The sequence below is a fragment of the Micromonospora endolithica genome (genome assembly GCF_003626595.1).
Classification (GTDB): domain Bacteria; phylum Actinomycetota; class Actinomycetes; order Mycobacteriales; family Micromonosporaceae; genus Micromonospora; species Micromonospora endolithica.
This window is the reverse complement of record NZ_RBAK01000001.1, coordinates 32806-50683: the sequence shown is the minus strand read 5'-3', so window position 1 is coordinate 50683 and position 17878 is coordinate 32806. Positions and strand designations below refer to the sequence as shown.

General features: G+C 65.8%; 10 protein-coding genes. 5 read left to right on the top strand and 5 right to left on the bottom strand.

The genetic code is table 11. The features are described 5' to 3' along the window. Positions 1 to 96 precede the first annotated feature (96 nt). The 3 genes from D7223_RS32375 to D7223_RS00180 form a co-directional block, all read right to left on the bottom strand. Positions 97 to 945, bottom strand: a complete 849-nt coding sequence (locus D7223_RS32375; RefSeq protein ID WP_147252468.1) for a hypothetical protein — start codon at positions 943 to 945, stop codon at positions 97 to 99. Positions 946 to 1205: 260 nt separating this feature from the next. Further along, positions 1206 to 5000 carry an NACHT domain-containing protein gene (locus tag D7223_RS00185; protein ID WP_147252469.1) on the bottom strand — a complete coding sequence of 1265 codons (3795 nt, stop codon included), beginning with the start codon at positions 4998 to 5000 and terminating at the stop codon, positions 1206 to 1208. Between the two features lie 442 nt (positions 5001 to 5442). Beyond that, positions 5443 to 6885, bottom strand: a complete 1443-nt coding sequence (locus D7223_RS00180; protein ID WP_120723522.1) for a GIY-YIG nuclease family protein — start codon at positions 6883 to 6885, stop codon at positions 5443 to 5445. A gap of 562 nt (positions 6886 to 7447) precedes the next feature. Between D7223_RS00180 and D7223_RS00175 the strand changes: the two genes are divergently transcribed. The 5 genes from D7223_RS00175 (at position 7448) to D7223_RS00155 (ending at position 14525) form a co-directional block, all read left to right on the top strand. Next, positions 7448 to 7825 carry a restriction system modified-DNA reader domain-containing protein gene (locus D7223_RS00175; RefSeq protein ID WP_120723520.1) on the top strand — a complete coding sequence of 126 codons (378 nt, stop codon included), beginning with the start codon at positions 7448 to 7450 and terminating at the stop codon, positions 7823 to 7825. A gap of 127 nt (positions 7826 to 7952) precedes the next feature. Beyond that, the gene (locus D7223_RS00170) at positions 7953 to 9398 is read left to right on the top strand and encodes a DUF3375 domain-containing protein (protein ID WP_120723518.1); all 1446 of its coding nucleotides are present in this window, start codon (positions 7953 to 7955) and stop codon (positions 9396 to 9398) included. Beyond that, entirely contained in the window at positions 9395 to 10000 is a 606-nt protein-coding gene (locus D7223_RS00165) for a DUF4194 domain-containing protein (protein ID WP_202864556.1), read from the top strand. The genes D7223_RS00170 and D7223_RS00165 overlap by 4 nt, the downstream gene beginning before the upstream one ends. Further along, complete coding sequence (locus D7223_RS00160) at positions 9997 to 13335, top strand: ATP-binding protein (protein ID WP_120723516.1); 3339 nt, start codon at positions 9997 to 9999, stop codon at positions 13333 to 13335. The genes D7223_RS00165 and D7223_RS00160 overlap by 4 nt, the downstream gene beginning before the upstream one ends. Positions 13336 to 13337: 2 nt before the next feature. Then, positions 13338 to 14525, top strand: coding sequence for a DUF3322 domain-containing protein (locus D7223_RS00155; protein WP_120723514.1), 1188 nt, complete (start codon positions 13338 to 13340; stop codon positions 14523 to 14525). A gap of 155 nt (positions 14526 to 14680) precedes the next feature. Here the strand turns inward: D7223_RS00155 and D7223_RS00150 are convergent, their stop codons facing one another. Beyond that, positions 14681 to 16045: a hypothetical protein gene (locus D7223_RS00150; protein ID WP_120723512.1), complete on the bottom strand. Its 1365-nt coding sequence runs from the start codon at positions 16043 to 16045 to the stop codon at positions 14681 to 14683. 137 nt (positions 16046 to 16182) lie between these two features. Then, positions 16183 to 17667 carry an ApeA N-terminal domain 1-containing protein gene (locus D7223_RS00145; protein WP_120723510.1) on the bottom strand — a complete coding sequence of 495 codons (1485 nt, stop codon included), beginning with the start codon at positions 17665 to 17667 and terminating at the stop codon, positions 16183 to 16185. Positions 17668 to 17878 lie beyond the last annotated feature (211 nt).

The following is a 17878-nucleotide window of genomic DNA, read 5'->3' as shown; positions in this document are numbered from 1 at the left end:
TCCACCGCATCGCGTCCGGAAGCACGGACGCGCCGCCGCGCAGTGAGCCCATCCCGACACGATGCTGATAGTTCGCAACCCGTTTATGGTGTTTAGCTACCCAGAGTTCGTTTGGCAAGCGAGGGCCTCGCCAGCGGTGAGACGTCCGGCCAGGTCTAGATCATCGGGCCTAGTCATAGATACCACTCCGACGTTAATGCTCCTGAGCGCTTCGATGATCCGCTGGGCCGGACTTATGTCCGCTCCGGCATCCGGTTCTCTCGCCAGAGACAACCATACCCTGCAGTCCCTGCCCAAAATGACTCTAATCGGCGTATCCGATGCATTGCAGGGAATTCCTGACGCCGCCAAGGCCTCAAGCACCTGGAACTTGAGGTCCAGTGCCTTTCGCTGGTCTATGGCGCGGGCCGCTAGGTAGATTGCGTCAGACAACCTGGCAACAGATTCCTCGACAACGTCAACCCGGATTCGATAAGGGCCCAAGGAGATCGTTCCCGCGTCGGGGTCGTAGGCGAAGCCCCAGTAGTCGCCGGCAACCTGACGCAGCGAAACCCCGGAATCAACGCGCCGTTTCGGTGGGCCGCGGCCCTTCCCGCGCGCCCACTCGTCGAAGTGCATCAGGGCGTCGCGGATGTGCTGTAACCCTGGTAGCGACGTCTCGTATTGAAGCCTTGCTCGGCCAAGCGCATCGCGCACCGCTTCATCCACGCCGAGGTCCTCCAGCGCGGCTTGCACCAACTGTTCGGCATTCAGAAGTTGCCGTAAGGCGAATATAAGCTGCCGCGCATCGATCTGCCGAGAGCTGAACCAAGAGATGCGATCATCGTCGGGATCCTGGAGGCGTCGGATCGCCAGCTGGGCCGTGCGCTGCCACCACTGAGCCTCAGAGACCGCAATGGCATGAGGATTGTCGGCTGGCGACCAGTCGACTGCCGGATCTGTCACGTTCGGATTATGAGGTCACCGGTTTCGCAACGTCAACGAATTTGGAGCGGAGCCTCATGGATACCGCTCAGACGGATTCAGTCTACTGCCGCGATTTACTTGGCTGGGCCGATCTGATCCACCGGGGGATCTATGCGTGCCAGGTGGGCCGTCGCTCGGGCCTCAGGTCTTGTCCCGACCCGCCTCGGAGCGCGGCCGAGCGCGGCGACGGAGTGCTCCTGCCCCGTCGTCAAGACCTCTACGTCCGTCGTGCCTCGCCATCACTGACGCTTCGGCCAACTCACGTCGAGCACGTAGACGCTCACGTCGAACTGCGGTGCCACCTCCGCGGCCCAGCGCCGCATGTCGTCGAGGAGCTTTTGCTTGTCGGCATACTTCCGCGACCCGGAGGTCCGTTGTTCGGGAGAAAGCCAGTACACGAGATAGATGCCGTGCCGCTGGCTGGTCGCTGCGAGGTATCGCCGCACGAGCTGATCTTGTAGTGCGGTGGGCAACTCGTCGTTGCTGACCAGCTTCGCCTCGATGATCGCTCCGGCGACTCCGACGGGTGTTGTGTTGGTCGGGGCGCCTGCGGTCAGGTCGATGCGCGTGCCGGAGCCCTTGACTGCGATGCGTTCGACCTGGGGCTCCCGGGCGAGGATGACGCGGTCCCGGCCGAGTTGGTCGGTCAGGCGGCGTCGCAACCAGTCGGTGATGTCGTCCTCGCTGCCGAGGTTTTTGCCGTTCGGTGACCACAGGTCGCGGAAGCCGTTGTTGCGCGAGATTTCGTGCTGCAGGTCGTCGAGGTGGTTCAGCAGGGCATGGATCAGGTCGCCGGAGTTGCGGATGAGCCGTAGATCCGAGCGGCCGAGCAAGTCGAGCAGGCCGGCCGGGTCGAGATGGGCCTGGGCGTTGTCGGCCGCGATCTGGCGGGCATGACGCAGATGGCGTTGGATGAGCGCCTGCGCTTGCGGTGGCTGCCCGTCGGCCAGCACCTTGAGCTCAGTGGCGAGGCCGCGCATGGCCAACATCTCGACTGCGTAGTTGCACATGCGGGCTTCCCTCTGCGCCGGGCTGTCGAACGAACCCTCATCTTCCCGAGGGTTGGTGAACAGCAGCCGACCGAGCAGGAGGCGGGCCAGGTCGGCCAGCTGGCCGTCGTCGACCGTGTCCAGCGGCAGACTCTCAACGAGTTCGAGGAATCCGCCGGGCGGCGTCGACTCGCTTAAGAGACGGTCGATCGTGCTGCGGCTGTCGACGTGGGCGAGGTGCCGGTTCGCGGCGCGGGACAGCTGCGAGTCGTCTCCGTTAGCCACCGACCGGGCCGAGATAGCGCCCACGTGCGGGTCATGCTCGATCAGGAAGGCGAGAATGTCAGCGTTCTGGTCGTCGGGGTAGCGGCGCTGCGGCAGGATTGCGGCCAGGTCAGGCACCAGGTCCTGGGCGAAGTACTTGTAGAGGGGTGTGCGCCGCCATTCGGTGCGGCTGTCGAGTGAAGTTCGCACCGCGGTACGGATTTCGGCCTTCGCCTCGGCGGGCGCGAGGTCGACAAGGTCCCCGAGCAGGTCGTTGTCGGCGAAGGCCCAGGCGTTCGCGATGGCGGGCGCCCACCTGGCCCACGCCGTCTGCGGGAGGTCGCCGAGGCGCTCGGGCGCGTGGCGGGCTAGCGTCGTCAGCAGGTAGACCCCGGACCATTCGCGGATGACGTCGAGTCCGATCTCGGCTTTGCCCAACCACAGGTCCGGGTTGGGTGAATGCCCAACGAGGTATTCGAGGCCCCGGTCAAGGACCTCTCGCTGCTCGTCGTTCGTCAGCAGCGACCAGCCCTGGAGAGCGCCGAGGTCGCAGAAGAACAACGGTTCCAACTTGTTGCCCAGCACCAGAGCTATCGGGATGGCGGCCCACGCGGCGAGGTCTTGACGGGCAGCCGAGATCGCCGCTCGGAGTGCGGTAGCGTCGGGCCGGTCCTCGGCTTCCTGCTCGTCGTCTTCTTGCTCGTCTTCTGTTGGGGCAGGCGGGGCAATTAGCCGCTGAAGGCATCGAGCCAGGACGTCGTGGCTCGTGGCTCGTTCCTCGTTGACTGCGTCCGTCAGCCAGTCGATGTCGTCGGCGGTGACGAGACCGAGTTGGAGCAGGACGGTCCATCGGTGTTCGTCGAGTCGCGCCGCGACGGCGAGGGTGAGATGTCGACGCTGGGCGGTGTCTAGCGCCCAGTGCGCGTCGACGCGGATGTGTCCGGTCAGGTCGATGACGAGCTCTGCCAAGGTCCCCAGCACTGCGGGGTCATCGGATGCGGCTACGGCTCGCTGCGCGATCCGAACCGGCACATCGCTGGTCCAACGACGGGCCTCGGCGGATCCATGAGGCTCGCGGCTTGCACGCGCCCAGGCGAGAATCTCGGGCAGATCGGCGTTCGGGATCCTGGCCGGAAACTCCCAGAGGAATTTTCGATATGCGCCGATGAAATTGGCACGCCGCGGCCGGGTGAGGAAAGGCAGCAGCCGGGTGGTGGTCAGGTGCTGTGGGTAGAGCCCGTCAAGCAGTCCGGCGCGCAGCTCGTCGTCTGGGTCCGCGTCCGGGTGGAGCTTCAGGCCGTCGAGCAGAGCCGCCCGCTCGGGCGCTGAGCCTAGGTCGGTCACCACATCGATCGCAGGCCTGCGGACCCACGACGGAAGCCGGTCGTCGAGCGCGATCGCCAGCGCCGCAGGGGCGACCGCCGAGATTCGTCCGGCCAGGGCGAGCCGACAGATCCACCACGCCTCGAAAGGCTGGTCAATCCAGGTCAACAGCCGGTCGGTGAGCTGCCGCGCCAGGTCGGGGTGGACGACGACCGAGAGGTCCAGGGACCACCGCGGCGGCGCCTCGTGCTCCCGCGCGTCCGCGAGCAGCGCGTCCACGACCGCCGCCCGTGCGGCCGGCGGCAGGTCAACTTCAGACTCGACCAAGGCCGCTGCATTAGCGGGTGCTACGACGTCGGCGAACTCCGGGCGCAGCGCTACCACCCACGCCGCGACCGCGACTATCGAGCGCGGCAGCACCCCATCGGTCAGGCCGAGCAGGGCCGCGACCTGGGACCGTGTGGGCGCCCGGTCCACCACGTACCTGGCGGCGAGGTAGTCAACGTACTCCTGGTGCCGGAAGGCGACGGTGTCCTGCGGCGCGGTGTCGAACAATGCGCTGCCCAGCACCTCCGCGTAGACCTCGCCCCCAACCGTGACGTCGGGGCGGTCCGGCTCCGGCCTAGTCGGCAGCTCGGCGACCGCGATTGCCGTCTGACCGGCGCCGGTGCGGAACGCGAACCGGCCGACGCCACCGAACGCAGCGAAGACAGCCAGCCGGCCGGCGGTCCGGCGCCGCACGTCCGCGCCCGTCCGCAACGGCTGCCGAAGATCCTCCCGCTCGGTCAGCAGCCGCTGAACCTCCGACTCCAGGGCATCCACGCGCCGGCCCGGAAGACGACCCGTCTCCTGCCACTGCCGGGCCGCCGCGATGAAATGCAACAGCGAGGCGCTTAACCGGCTCCGGCCCGCCGCAGCCAGCGCATCCAGAAAGCCCTCGTCGACATCGAGGGAGGCGAGCAGGCGACGGGCCGCATCACGCGTCATCGGCAGCAGGCGCAGTCTCTCGACACTCTTGACGCCGTCGACAAATGCACTGGTCCAAGCCGAAGGGCGGCACGCGAGCCGCCACTCGACCCCATCGGTCCCGGGTCCGGACATCGCCCGGTTCACCAGCCGGACAAGGGCCGGCTCGGTAAGCAGGGCCTCGTCCAAGGAATCGAGGTAAATCGGTTTCCCGCGCGCGATCGCCGCACCGATCGCTCGGCCGATATCGGCGCCCCGGAGCCCGACGAGGTCGACCTCGAGGCCGTTCTCCTGCCGCCGCAGACCATCGAGTACGACCGACTTTCCGACGCCGCCTGGCGCGAGCAGGACAAAGTTTCCCGGACGTCCGGCGAGGTCCCCGGCCGGCGTGATGCTGGCGGCCGCGCTGGCGTCGAGAAAACCGTCGCCGTCCAGCGGCGTGTTTTCCTCGTCCGCGCCTTGGACGTGGCGTTCGACTACACCGATGGTCAACAGCCCCTCCGCTCCGCGTTGCGCATCCATTCTAGAAAGACGGCGATTGGCGCCCGACGGAGGAATGGCCTCGGCAGTCGCCGCCAGCTAACTTGATCCCCCCGGCGAAGCCGTTCGACCTCGGACATCACCCCACGTCGGTTGAGCTAGAGCTGACGTGGCTGGCAATTACCGGCATGCGGAAGGAGTTCCGGGCGCTGGGGGAGGTGCTGACCCTCGGGAGATGGCGGTCTCCCAGTCGGGGAACGGACCCGGCTCACGATCGCCGAGGTCGCGCAACGCGTCGAGGTTGTCCCTGAACCCGTTCAACCAGATAGCTGGCGCGGAACGGCGCGAATGCCGTCCGAAGCGGTGGACCGTGTGCTCGACATCCAAGCACCATCGGGCACCAACCAACCCACAGGCCTCCGCACGGGAACATGAGCGCGGACGGGTCCACACCCTAGCTGCGGGGCGGCCGTGGTGTCCACCAAGCGCGCACCGCCGTGACGTAGGCGGTCGCTTCGGAGACGGGTGCCTTAATCCGACCGGCCGTGATGAGGGCGGCGACGATGGCGCGGGCGCCGGGCGTGTGGACGCAGTCGTCGGCGATGTCGGGCAGAGCTGCGACGGGGAGATGGGCGTCGACCCGTTTGACGAGGGTGCGCAGGCCGTCGTTGTGTTTCAAGAGTCCGCCGAGGTGGCGAATGACCTGGGCGGCGGTGCCGGCAGGCAGGTCGAGGTCATGGTCGATGCGGGTGGCGTGGTCGGGTCCGTAGATGTGGTCGAGGGCATGCGGGTCAACGGTACGTAAGGCCGTAGCCATCTTCTTGTCGAGGCAGCCGCGGCGGGCGAAGAGGCGCAGTACGGGCCCGACGACACCGGGTTCGAGTCGACGGCGGCTGTACACGGAGGTGAGCGTGTCGAGGATGTCGAGGAGCCCGGGTTGGTATGGGTTGTCGCCGTTGACGGCGTCGGCGGCACGGCCGATGAAGGGCTCACGTTTCTCCGCGATTCGCAGGGCTTCGCGGACGTCCTCCTCATCGCTGACCCAGGCATGGAACTCGGGGCCGGCCGTAGGAATGCCGCAGCGGTACGCGAGCTGCCGCCACGGTGGCATGACGGCGAGGTACCACCGGACGAGAGCGAGGTAGCGGCCCGCCTCGTAGCGACTCGTGAAGTGCTCGATGCCCGCCGCCGCCTCCACACACTTTCGGACCTGCTCGTCCCAGCGCCCCCAGGCGTCGGCGAGACCGACCTGGAGGTACGCGTCGGCCAAGACGAGACTTTCGGCCTCGCGGACCGCGTCGCCGAACTCCCCGAGCAACCGCGCGCTCTCCGGAAGGTAGTGGTCAGGGTCAGAAATCTCGTGTACAGGTTTTGGCGGCTGCGCCTGGGCTTCCTCCATTGCAGCATGAACGGCGGCGACTTCCTGGATCGCCTCCCAGGTCTCGTCGGACAGGATGATTGCAGTGTCGAAGCCGGGAGACAACGGACCGGTGACGGCCCGGATCCGCGAGGCGGTGGTCCGCCAGTGGGTCAAATCGCGCCGGCGAGCCTTCTCCGCCTCGCGTTCGGCGAGAATCCTCAGTGCCGCGGCCTTACCGTTGACGTTTAGCAGCGGCTCGCGGCGCATCGTCCTCGCGTGGATCTCGGCAGTCTCCGCTGCGGCGAGCCCGGCGACGGGCACGTTTTCCTGGAGCGGTTCGACCATCGGCACGAGACCGACCGTTTTGAGTTCGGCGATCCAAGCCCGCAGCGCATCCGACGCGGGTGAGGTGAGATGCCCGTTGAGTCGAGTGACGAGCGGGACGGTGGTCGCTCCGACGTAGCAGACGTGCAGGTCGCGGGGGTCTTTGAGCACGTAAATTGTGCCGGTGGTCGCCTCTGCAGCGGTCTTGGCCACCGAGTCCTCCTGTCCGTGGGCCGGCTTCGTGCTCATGCTGCCTGGCGCGTGTGACGCTCTTTGGCTGGCTGGCTGGCTGGCTGGCTGGCTGGCTCGGCGGGCGCAGCAGCGGCACCCACCCGGTCGTCATCCGCGCACACGGCCTCGCCCTCGGAAGCGGCGCACGACGTCGCTGGCAGGAGCTGTGCCGATGACCAATCGACTACGGACGAGATCCGGTCCGGCCAGGATTGCGGCCATCCCGAAGTTCACTGGGCGACGCGCAGCAGCCGCGCCGCTTCGGCCTCAGAGAAGACTTCACGCTCAAGGACGCTCACCACGTCGACAGTCTCGCACGACACCGACGGGTCTTCCGGTCGCGCTCGGACTTGGCGCGCGTCGCAGGCCTTAAGCCATGACAGCCAGGCAGCCTCATGGACCGCTCGTGTGCCGAGGGCGCGGACGGTGGACTCGCCGTCATCGTGCTGGTCGTCGTTGGGCCTGATCGCAGCATCCGTACTTGACAATCACCGACATCTGACGCAAGCTAAGAACTCAGAAGAATAGATGGGAAGTGGTGGCTGTGGAGATCACGTTGGTGATTGACGACGAACTCGTCATTGACGGGCTGCGTCGCAAGGAACCCCTACGAGTGCGAGTCGTCGTTGACGTCGCCGACCAGCCGAGCGCGCCGGCGCAGCCGGTCGGTCCGCCGAAAGGTCCGCTCGCCCCTCTCATGGCCCGCGGGGACCTCCAGGTGGGGGAACGCCTTTACTGGCGTCGACCTCGCCTTGGCAAGACCTTCATCGCTGTCGTTCTGGCTTCGGGGGAGCTGGAGATCAACGGCCGCCGCTACCAGTCGCCCTCCGACGCCGCCAGTGCCTGCGCAGGGGGAGCGGCCAACGGCTGGACCGCCTGGCGTCGGGAGCGCGACGGGACGCCGCTCAACAAGCTCCGGTGAGACAGCCCACGCCGCCACCGTCACCGCGATAGCCGAAACTCTGTCGGTTGATCACCACAGGCATTGGTTTCGTCGCAGGGTGCGGTTAACCTACCGCCGCTATGCGAGCCCGAGAGGGAAGGCGCCGGTGGAGTACGACGAGATTGACTGGCTGCGCCGGCAGGACCAGGCCTGGCGGCTGCTTCGCGCCGACCACGCCCCCCTGGTGCTGCGGTTCCTGGGACAGGTGTTCGTCGACGACAACATCCGGTCAATCTCGGGGGACCAACTTGCCCAACGGCTCGATGACACCCTGTTCGCGCTCAACGAACAGTACGGCGAGGCAACGTTTCCGAAGAACGCCCGCGCCTACCTCGGTGACTGGGCGGATGCTGGATGGCTACGCCGCTACTACCCGCCGGACTCCGACGAGGTGCACTTCGACGCGACCCCTGCCGTCGAACGCGCTCTGGCATGGGTGCGGACTCTGCAGGCGCGCGAGTTCATTGGTACGGAGTCACGGCTCAACATCGCGGTTGATCTGCTGCGGCAGATGGCCTTTGGTGCCGAGACCGACCCCGACGCACGCCTGGAGGAGTTACAACGACGCCGCGGTGAGATCGACGCGGAGATCGCTCGGGTTCGCGTAGGCGACTTCACGGTCCTCGACGATGCTGCCCAACGCGACCGGTACCAACAGTTCGTGGCGACAGCGCGCAGCCTGCTCGGCGATCTGCGGGAGGTAGAGGAAAACGTCCGCGCCTTGGATCGTCGGGTACGTGAGCGGATCGCGGCCTGGCAGGGATCCAAGGGCGAACTGCTCGATGAGATTGTCGGCGGCCGCCACGCGATCTCCGGGTCAGATCAGGGCCGCAGCTTCGACGCGTTCTACGACTTCCTCCTGTCGATGCGACGACAGGAGGAGTTCACCGACCTGCTGGAACGCGTGCAGACCCTGGACGCCGTCGGACAGGTCGATCAACGCATCATCCGCGTGCAGCACGACTGGTTGAACGCGGCCGGCCGAACCCAATCAACGGTCCGGCTGCTCTCGGAACAGCTCCGCCGGTTCCTCGACGACCAAGCGTGGCTGGAAAATCGCAGGGTCATGGATGTCCTGCGCAGTATCGAAGCGCACGCGCTGATCCTGCGCGACGGCGACACGTCGGCGGTAAAAACGTCGATCGACGACACGAAGGTCGATGTCGTGTTGCCGATGGAACGGCCGCTGTACCGGCCCCGCGCCGGGCATGCCGTCGACAGCGTCACCGCCGAGGAACCTACCGGGCAGGTCGACATGTCCGCGCTGTTCGAACAGGTCTATGTCGACCCCGCCCGCCTGATAGCCGCCGTACGTGACCTGCTGCGCGAGCAGTCTCAGGTGCCCCTGCGAGACGTGATGAGCCGTCATCCGTTGAAAGAGGGCCTAGCTGAGCTTGTCGCCTACCTGTCGTTGGACGACGGCTCGTTCACGGTGACATTCGACGAAGCGCGTCGCGAATGGATCACCTGGACCGATGCCGCAGGCGGTCGTCGCACCGCGACCGCTCCGACCGTGACGTTCGTCCGCGACAGGGAGGACAGCGGCCGGTGACTCCACCCGATTCGCAGGACGAGCCATCGCTGTCGGTGGCGGTGACCCAGCTGATGAAAGGCGTGGTCTACCGCGACACCCACACGGCGGCGTGGCACCACCTGTCAGTCCTGCAGCCGCACGTCCGCGACCACGTCGCTGTGCTCGGCCTGGTCGTCGTCGTTGACGAGTCGGAGGGCTACGCCTATCTGAAGTCCCGACCTGAGGACCCGGACCTTCCGCCTGTGCCGCGGCTGGTGCCTCGTCGGTCCCTGTCGTTTCACGTCAGTCTCCTGCTGGCATTGCTGCGCCGCAAACTTGCCGAGGCAGACGCCAGCGGGTCCGACCCTCGACTCGTTCTCTCTCGCCGCCAGATCATCGACATGCTCACCGTGTTCATGCCCTCGGGTGCCGACGACGCCCGCCTGGTGGACCAGATCGATGCGCATCTGACAAAGGTCATCGAGTTGGGCTTCCTACGCCGGACAAAGGACAAGGAGCCCAGCTTCGAGGTCCGCCGGATCGTCAAGGCGTTCGTCGACGCCCAGTGGCTCGCGGACTTCGACGCCCGGCTCTCCGAGTACGCCGCCGAACTTTCCCCAGACGCGGAAGGCGCCGCATGACACAACATGGCTACCGTCTGCACCGTCTCGAAGTCCGCAACTGGGGCACCTTCGACCAGCGGATCTGGACATTCCACGTCGACGGAGCCGACAGCCTTCTCACCGGCGACATCGGCTCCGGGAAATCAACCCTCGTCGACGCGGTGACCACCCTCCTGCTACCGGCCAACAAGATCTCCTACAACAAGGCGGCCGGAGCCGAGACTCGCGAACGATCACTGCGCTCCTACGTGCTCGGTTACTACAAGTCAGAAAGCAATGACGCGACCGGCACATCCCGGCCGGTCGGCTTGCGCGCAGGTAGCTGCTTCTCAGTGATCCTCGGGGTCTTCACCGACGAGAGCGTGGGCACGACGGTCACCCTCGCACAGGTGTTCTGGCTGCACGATGGGAACACCGGCCAACCGGAACGCTTCTACGTCACCGCCGGCACCGCACTGACGATCGCCGACGACTTCCTCAACTTCGGCACCGAGATCAGCCAACTGCGTCGACGGCTACGTCAGCACGGGGCGAAAATCGCCGACCACTTCCCCGAATACGGTCAGGACTTCCGTCGCCGACTCGGCATCGCCTCAGAGCAGGCAATGGATCTGTTCCACCAGACCGTATCGATGAAAGCGGTCGGGAACCTCAACGACTTCGTCCGCAGCCACATGCTCGAGCCCTTCGACTCCGCAGCGGTGATCCGTCAACTCATCAGCCACTTCGACGACCTCAACCGCGCCCATGACGCCGTCCTGCGGGCGCGAGAGCAGATCGCCGGGCTTAATCCGATCATCGACGCCTGCGACGCGCACGACCGGCTCGGGCGAACCCTGGAAACGGTCGATGCCCAACGCGCCGCGCTGCCACACCTGGCCGCACGCCGTAGCGCTGATCTCCTGGACGAGCAGATCGCAGCCCTGGCCGACGACAGAAAACGCAACCAAGGGCTCGTTCGCCAGGTCGATCACGACATCAAAGGCATGGAGGACGCGCACCGCCGCGCCGACCTCGCCCGGGAAGGCCTCGGCGGCGGCCGCCTCGGCGAACTCGAACGCCACATCACCGACATGGAGAACACCCTCGACCTGCGGCGCAACCGCCTCAGCAGCCTTAACGCGCTACTCGACGCCGCCAAGCTAGCGCGAATCGCTGACGCCTCCACGTTCGCTGCCCGACAGGCGGCCGTGACGCAAGAGATTCAGCAGCACGACAGCGAGGTCGCCGACCTGCATACCGCCGCCACCGACGCAGGTGTCGCTGTTCGAGACTTCGAAAAGGAGGCCGCAGAGGTTAACGATGAGCTGCGCAGCCTGAATGGCCGGCCGAGCAACATCCCCCGGCACAACCTGGCCCTCCGGCAGCGACTGTGCGCCGCAATCGAACTGCCGGAAGGCGAGCTGCCCTACGTGGGTGAACTTATTCAGGTGCGTGCCGAGCACGCGGAGTGGGAGGGCGCCGCAGAGCGCGTGCTGAGAGGCTTCGCGCTCTCGCTGCTCGTCCCCGAGGAGCACTACCGAGCGGTCGCCGACTGGGTTGACGGTCACCACCTGGGCGGGCGGCTTGTTTACTACCGCGTGCCGCTCGCCGTGCTCCGGCCGGCTGACAAGCCAACGGCCGACGATGCTCTCCTGCTCTGTGACACGCTCGACCTGCAAGACACCCCTCTCAGCGCCTGGCTCAAGCGGGAGCTGCGGCACCGCGCGTCGCATCGATGCGTCATCTCGATGGCCGACTTCCGGCACGAACCCAAGGCGATCACCCGTACCGGGCAGCTCAAGGACCCCTCCGGGCGACACGAGAAGGACGACCGCAGGCGCATCGACGACCGCAGCCAGTATGTCCTTGGTTGGTCCAGCGAGTCCAAGATCGAGGCGCTCATCGCCGAGGCAACACGTATCGACGCCCTCCTGCGAGCAGCACGCGCCACCGAGCGCAAGCATGGCGACGCCCTCAAGAAGCTGAGCCTGCGGCTGGCGGACCTGCACAAAATCACCATGTTCAGTGACTTCACCGACCTCGACTGGGAAGCAGCCTCCCGCCAAGCGGGGCTTCTACGTGAGGAGAAACAACGCATCGAGGCAGGCGCCCAGGGAATCGCGGAGCTGACCGCCGATCTCGAACGCCTCAGCGGTCTCATCACCGACGCGAAAGTCCGCCGCGACGAACACCACAGAGCAATCACGGTAGCGGAAACCGAGTCGGCCGCAGCCACGCAACGGCGCACCGAGGCCGACGACTTCCTTCACGATCCCAGCCACGACGCAGCGACCGCTCACTTCCCCCAACTGATGGCTCTCATCCCCGCCCCGCCGGCCACCCCGGACGGCTGGTACCGGCTCCGCGACAGCCTCACGACGACGCTGAACCGTCAACGCGAGGACACCATGAAAAAGCAGAATCAGGAGAGCAACAAGGCCGTCGGCCTGATGGCGGCCTTCCGCAGCAGGTATCCCGTCGACTGCGCCGAGATGGACGCCTCGCTCGCCGCCCATGCTGAGTACCGGGCCATGCATCAGCGCCTCGTCCACGATGACCTGCCCCGCTTCGAGGACGAATTCAAGACCTACCTCAACACCAACGCCATCCGCGACATCGCCACCTTCCACTCCCAGCTACGTCAGCAGGCTGCGCTCATCAAAGAACGCATCGCGACCATCAACGAGTCCCTCGTCGGCATCGACTACAACCCAGGTCGATACATCCGGCTCGATGGGAACCCCACCCCCAACGTCGAAATCCGCGAGTTTCGCACCGAGCTGCGCGCGTGCACCGACGACGCCCTCGGCAACGACGACTCAGAGCAGTACTCCGAGCGCAAGTTCCTTCAGGTCAAGGCCCTCATCGAACGGTTCAGAGGCCGCGAGGGCCAAACGGAACCCGACCGCGCCTGGACCAGGCGCGTCACCGACGTCCGCAACTGGTTCACCTTCACCGCCACTGAACGCTGGCGAGACGGCAACGCCGAGTACGAGACCTATGCCGACTCCGGCGGCAAGTCCGGCGGGCAGAAGGAAAAACTCGCCTACACCATCCTGGCAGCGTCCCTGGCCTACCAGTTCCGCCTCGACGCCGACACCACCGGCACCTTCCGCTTCGTCGTCATCGACGAAGCCTTCGGCCGCGGCTCTGACGACTCCACCCGCTTCGCCCTCGCCCTGTTTCAGCGGCTCGGCTTGCAACTGCTGATCGTCACGCCCCTGCAGAAGATCCACGTCATCGAGCCACACGTATCCGCCGTCGGCTTCGTCGACAACCCCACCGGCAACTTCTCGCGACTACAGACACTGAGCATCGAGGAATACCAACACCGGCGGCAAGCCCACGCGGATGCCTCGGCGGAGGTCTAGCTATGCCCGCGAGGAGCGACTCCACCGGTTGGAGCACCTTCGAGGACGTCATCGCCAGCCTCAGACGACGCTGGGACCGCGGCGACTTTCTCCGTCACGTCGCCCAACGCATCCCGCCGACGCCGGTCAGCGTGCCGCTCAAAGGGCCGAACATCACGGAGATCGCCAACCAGTTCGGCGACGTCCAACAGTGGGCGTCCCGCTGGCGGCAGACTGACAGCGGCACTGTGCGCGTCGAATACCGACGCGTCGGCGGTCGCTTGGTCGGCACCAACCAACTGCCGCACAAAGCGTGGATCGACACCCCCGACGCCCTCTGGCGAACGCTCGGCGTTCGCCAGCTAGTCGACCGCTACCAAGCCCTGCTCGGCCTGACCCACGCTGCCTCACCGCCGGTAGCTCAGTGGGCCATGGAGCACCCAATGAAGGTGCTCCACCACCGCCAGGATTGGACTCGCCTCCTCGACACGGTCACCTGGATCGGCCGTCACGCCAACCCCGCCACGTATCTTCGGCAAGTCGACGTCCCCGGTGTGGACACGAAGTTCATCGAGACCCGCCGCGGCATCCTTGCCGAACTTCTGGACCGGCACCTACCCGCCGAGAGTGTCAATACCGCTCATCCGCCGTCCGCGTTCGCCGAACGTTACGGACTGCGGCCCAAGCCGGTGTTGGTTCGGATCCGCTTCCTGGACGAACGCAGACGCTCCACGCCGTTCACCGATATGACTCTGCGTGCCGAGGAGTTGGCTGCGGTGCCGTCGCCCGTATCGACTGTCTACGTCGTCGAGAACGAGATCACCTTCCTTGCCTTCCCCGCCATCGAGGACGCCGCCATAATCCTCGGAGGTGGTTACGCGGTGGCGAAACTTGAGTCCTTGGCATGGCTTCTCGATCGAAACCTCATTTATTGGGGCGATATTGACACGCACGGCTTCGAGATCCTCAACCGGATCCGGGAGATTTTTCCGCATGTTCGATCGATGCTCATGGACCGAGAAACGTTGCTGGCGCACCGTGGACATTGGGGGACCGAACCCAGTCCGACTCGCCGTGCACTCTCGCGACTTACCGCAGAAGAACGAGCACTCGTCGGCGAACTCCTTGATGACGTCTTCGCGCCCTCGTTGCGGCTTGAGCAGGAGTACGTCCAATACTCTGTTCTCAGTGATGCCTTGTTGAGCGGGTAGACCGCGGTCTCGGGACTACGGATCGGTTGATACGTGGCATGGTGCTCCTTCGCTGTCGGCGCGACAATGCCGTCCACGGACCCGCAGGACAGCCGCATGCTCAAGCGGGTGGCGCTGTGCTGTTCGGACGGCTTCACCGACCTTTACGGGGAGCGTTATCGGAGCTCTGCTGTGGGCATCGCTGGCGGTATCAGCACGGTCCAGTGCCCGTCGCCAAGACCTGTGCCGGTGTGCCATTCGCCGACCGCGATGATTGCCGCTCGTGTGCCATCGGCGTAGTCGACCGTGACGCGGCTGTCGTCATCCAGGTACCCGAGAAGCGTTGCGGTATCCACGACCTTCTGGGTGAGGTGATGCTGCTTGCGCGCGGTGGCCTCCAGCGATGTGACCGGTTCAATGGTTAGGACCACAGTGTCGCCATTGCGGCGCATCCCGGTGACACGTGCAGCCCGGTAGGCCGATGTGGCGACCACCAGCAGCCGCGAGGGGTCCGCTCCTGAGAGTTTGGCGGTGATGGTGCGGGCGGCTTCGTCCTCGAGCAGGTCGGTGTAGTCGCTCGCTGGGTTGGTGCCCTTGATCCGGCGGACGTTGCCGTCAGGAACACCGAGGTTGATCAGGCGGTCCGCGATGTCGTCAGGACAGGGATTGACCACGTCGACCTGCGTGTCGGTGCCACGGAGTGTGTCGATGAACATGCCGGAGGTGACCAGGTCGGTCGGCGGCAGCGAGTAGCCGATCAGCGCGACCCGGTCGGCCGCACGCAGCGCCTCAGATGCCGAGCGCCAGAGCTCGCGGGTCACCGGGTTGTTGTAGAAGGCGGATTTCGCAGCGGCGGGCGGCACGATGAACGGACTCCGGCCAGGCAGAGCTTGCCGGCGGCGGTCCTCGTCAACGCCTTGCGGATCACCCCAGCCGCCCTGCAACTCCCAGCGTTGGATCGTGGCGCCGGAACTGTCACCGGGCACCCAAAATGTATCGAGCGAGCCGTGCAGCTTCAGCAGCCTAAACGTGCCCGCGCTGCTGGCTACGAGGAAGCCCGGCTGGCGGTAGAACGGCGGCACGTCGCGCACCAGCCGGAACGCGCGCGCGATATCGCCGACCGGCCACTGCCCCGGACACAGGTACTCGATGGTGTGCTCGATCAGCATGTCGTAGTTGAACGTGATCACGTCGGATAGACCGGTGTGCATGAGCCCGACCAGACGTTGCAGCCACCAGTCCGGTTGTCCAGCGAGCACATTGAGCTGACACTCCTGAACGATCGTGTAGATGTTGTCGGTGACGTTCAGGAACAGCCCGTGGTTGCTGTAATTCTCATGATCGAGCAGATCTGGCTGAGGTTCGGCGAGTCGAGACAACCATGCCTCGAAATAGCCGCCTTTGAAGCCGTGCGGGGACCGGGCTGCCGCCGAGGGAAGGCGGCCGCGCACAAGGTTGCCCAACGCGTCAGTCAGTGGCATCTTGTCGGAGATCGCGAGCGACAAGCCAGCACCCAACACGAAGACGGTTCGCAACAGCACAACTCCGATCTATGAGGAACGGAACGGGCCTTACCATACGTGTCGAGCAAGGACGGCTGGGTCTATGGCATCCGACCCGGCCGCCAGTCGAACGGTACCCTCCCATGCAGCACTTCCCTCGCTGCGGAAGGCGAGGCTCAGGAGTTGGTTCCCGTGGCGACCAGCCATTCGCGGGCGCTCTTGGCCGTCGCACGCAGCTGTGGATGCTCCCGCACGATCTCGCGCTGTCGCTCGGCGGGCAATCCGAGCTCGTGCAGCACGTTGAGGATCACGACTGCTGTGGTCACCTCCACAACGGCGATCAGCTCCTTGGTTGAGTGCTTCGGGGTCCCGCCCTCGTGCGCCAGGTCGTTCCGAGCCCGAGTGGTCCTCCTCGCCCATTGATCCACGTCCGTCATGAGCAGCCCGACCGCTTCAGCATCAGGACGCGCAGCGAGCGCGTACAGCCGGTCCCGCAGAGTCGGGTCGTTGCGGATAACTCCTTTGAATCTCTCTCGGTGGTCCTCGGGCACGTGCGCCAACATCGCTTCGCGCATTGGCTTGAACTCATCGGCGGGCATCGGGCGCTCGTCGATGCCGAGACATCGATGCAGCACCTCAGCTGCGCCCACCGCTGTCAACAGATTGATCTCTACATAGCGCGGTGGTGCGTAGCGAAGACCCAGGATCATGTTGATCGCCAGCTGTAACCGCCCGTGCGCCTCGCACCAGCGGGGAACGACCTCCTCGAACGGGAACGATGCGCACGTAAAGAACACGAGGTGGTGGTCGACAGCCTTGGCATCGTGCTTACCAAGCACGGAGGGCGAGTAGAGCACATCAGCACTTCGGCGCAGCGACGGCCGGTCATCACGCGCTACAGAGTCCGCGTTTGCCAGCTGCAGTCGCAACCAGATCACGCCGGCGGCACGGTGTGTTGCGAGCGCGATCAGATCTTGAACCAGGCTGGCCGCGCCCAGTGCGCCCCTGAAGGAGAACGGGTCCGTAGGAACGATCCGCATGAACGCACTGTCGCGCATGCGGCCGACGGTTCCGCCCCTCCGCTGATCGAAGAACGGCAGCGTGTGCCGGTGCGAGAGGCGGAACTCAGTTCCATCGACCGTGATCGACTGGGATTCCGGCGTCTTCACGAAGATGCTTCCGCTTCCGTCTGGAGTGCCGTCGGCAACTCCCACGAAGCCCTCGAACGCCGACGAAGCTGCCCACAGCCCGAGGTCCTCGACAGACACCTCGGCCGCGGCGAACGCTGCGTCGTCCTCCCCGCTGACGTGCGCCCCGATGAGCGCCGTCGTCACCAACACCGTCTGCTTGTCTGGGCTCCGTACTCGCGCACCGAAGGTCCGCTTGCTGCTCTTCGGGACGCAAACGAGAAGGCTTATCTCGCGCTGCTCGGCCGCACCGAGGATGACGTCCCACGTCTGGTGCCCTTCGTGAACCAGAGCGACGCCAGGAGAGGGGTTCGACACGATGCGGTCTTCGAACGCGCCGATCAACGAGAGCACTATGCCGTCCTCCGGCTCGTAACGCAGCACGCCGGGGATTCGCTCGTCGGGGTCGGCGGGGAGCCACCAGAGACCTGCCCACTCGGCGGACTCGTCGAGGTTCAGAGGATCATTGGCCATGAAGTTCGCTTTCGCTGAGTAGGACGTCGGACGTCCTGCGTCGCGGCCTGCTCGCCGGGCGGGTCGGAGTCCAGCAGGGTAACCATCTTGAACTTCTGTCCCTCGCAGCGGCGCGCAGTGGCACGCCATCTTGCCGGCGGCTTAGCCAGGGTAATCGCGACGTCGGTGCGCATCGTCGCTACGCCGGCCTTACGGATCGCTGCCCGAGGGG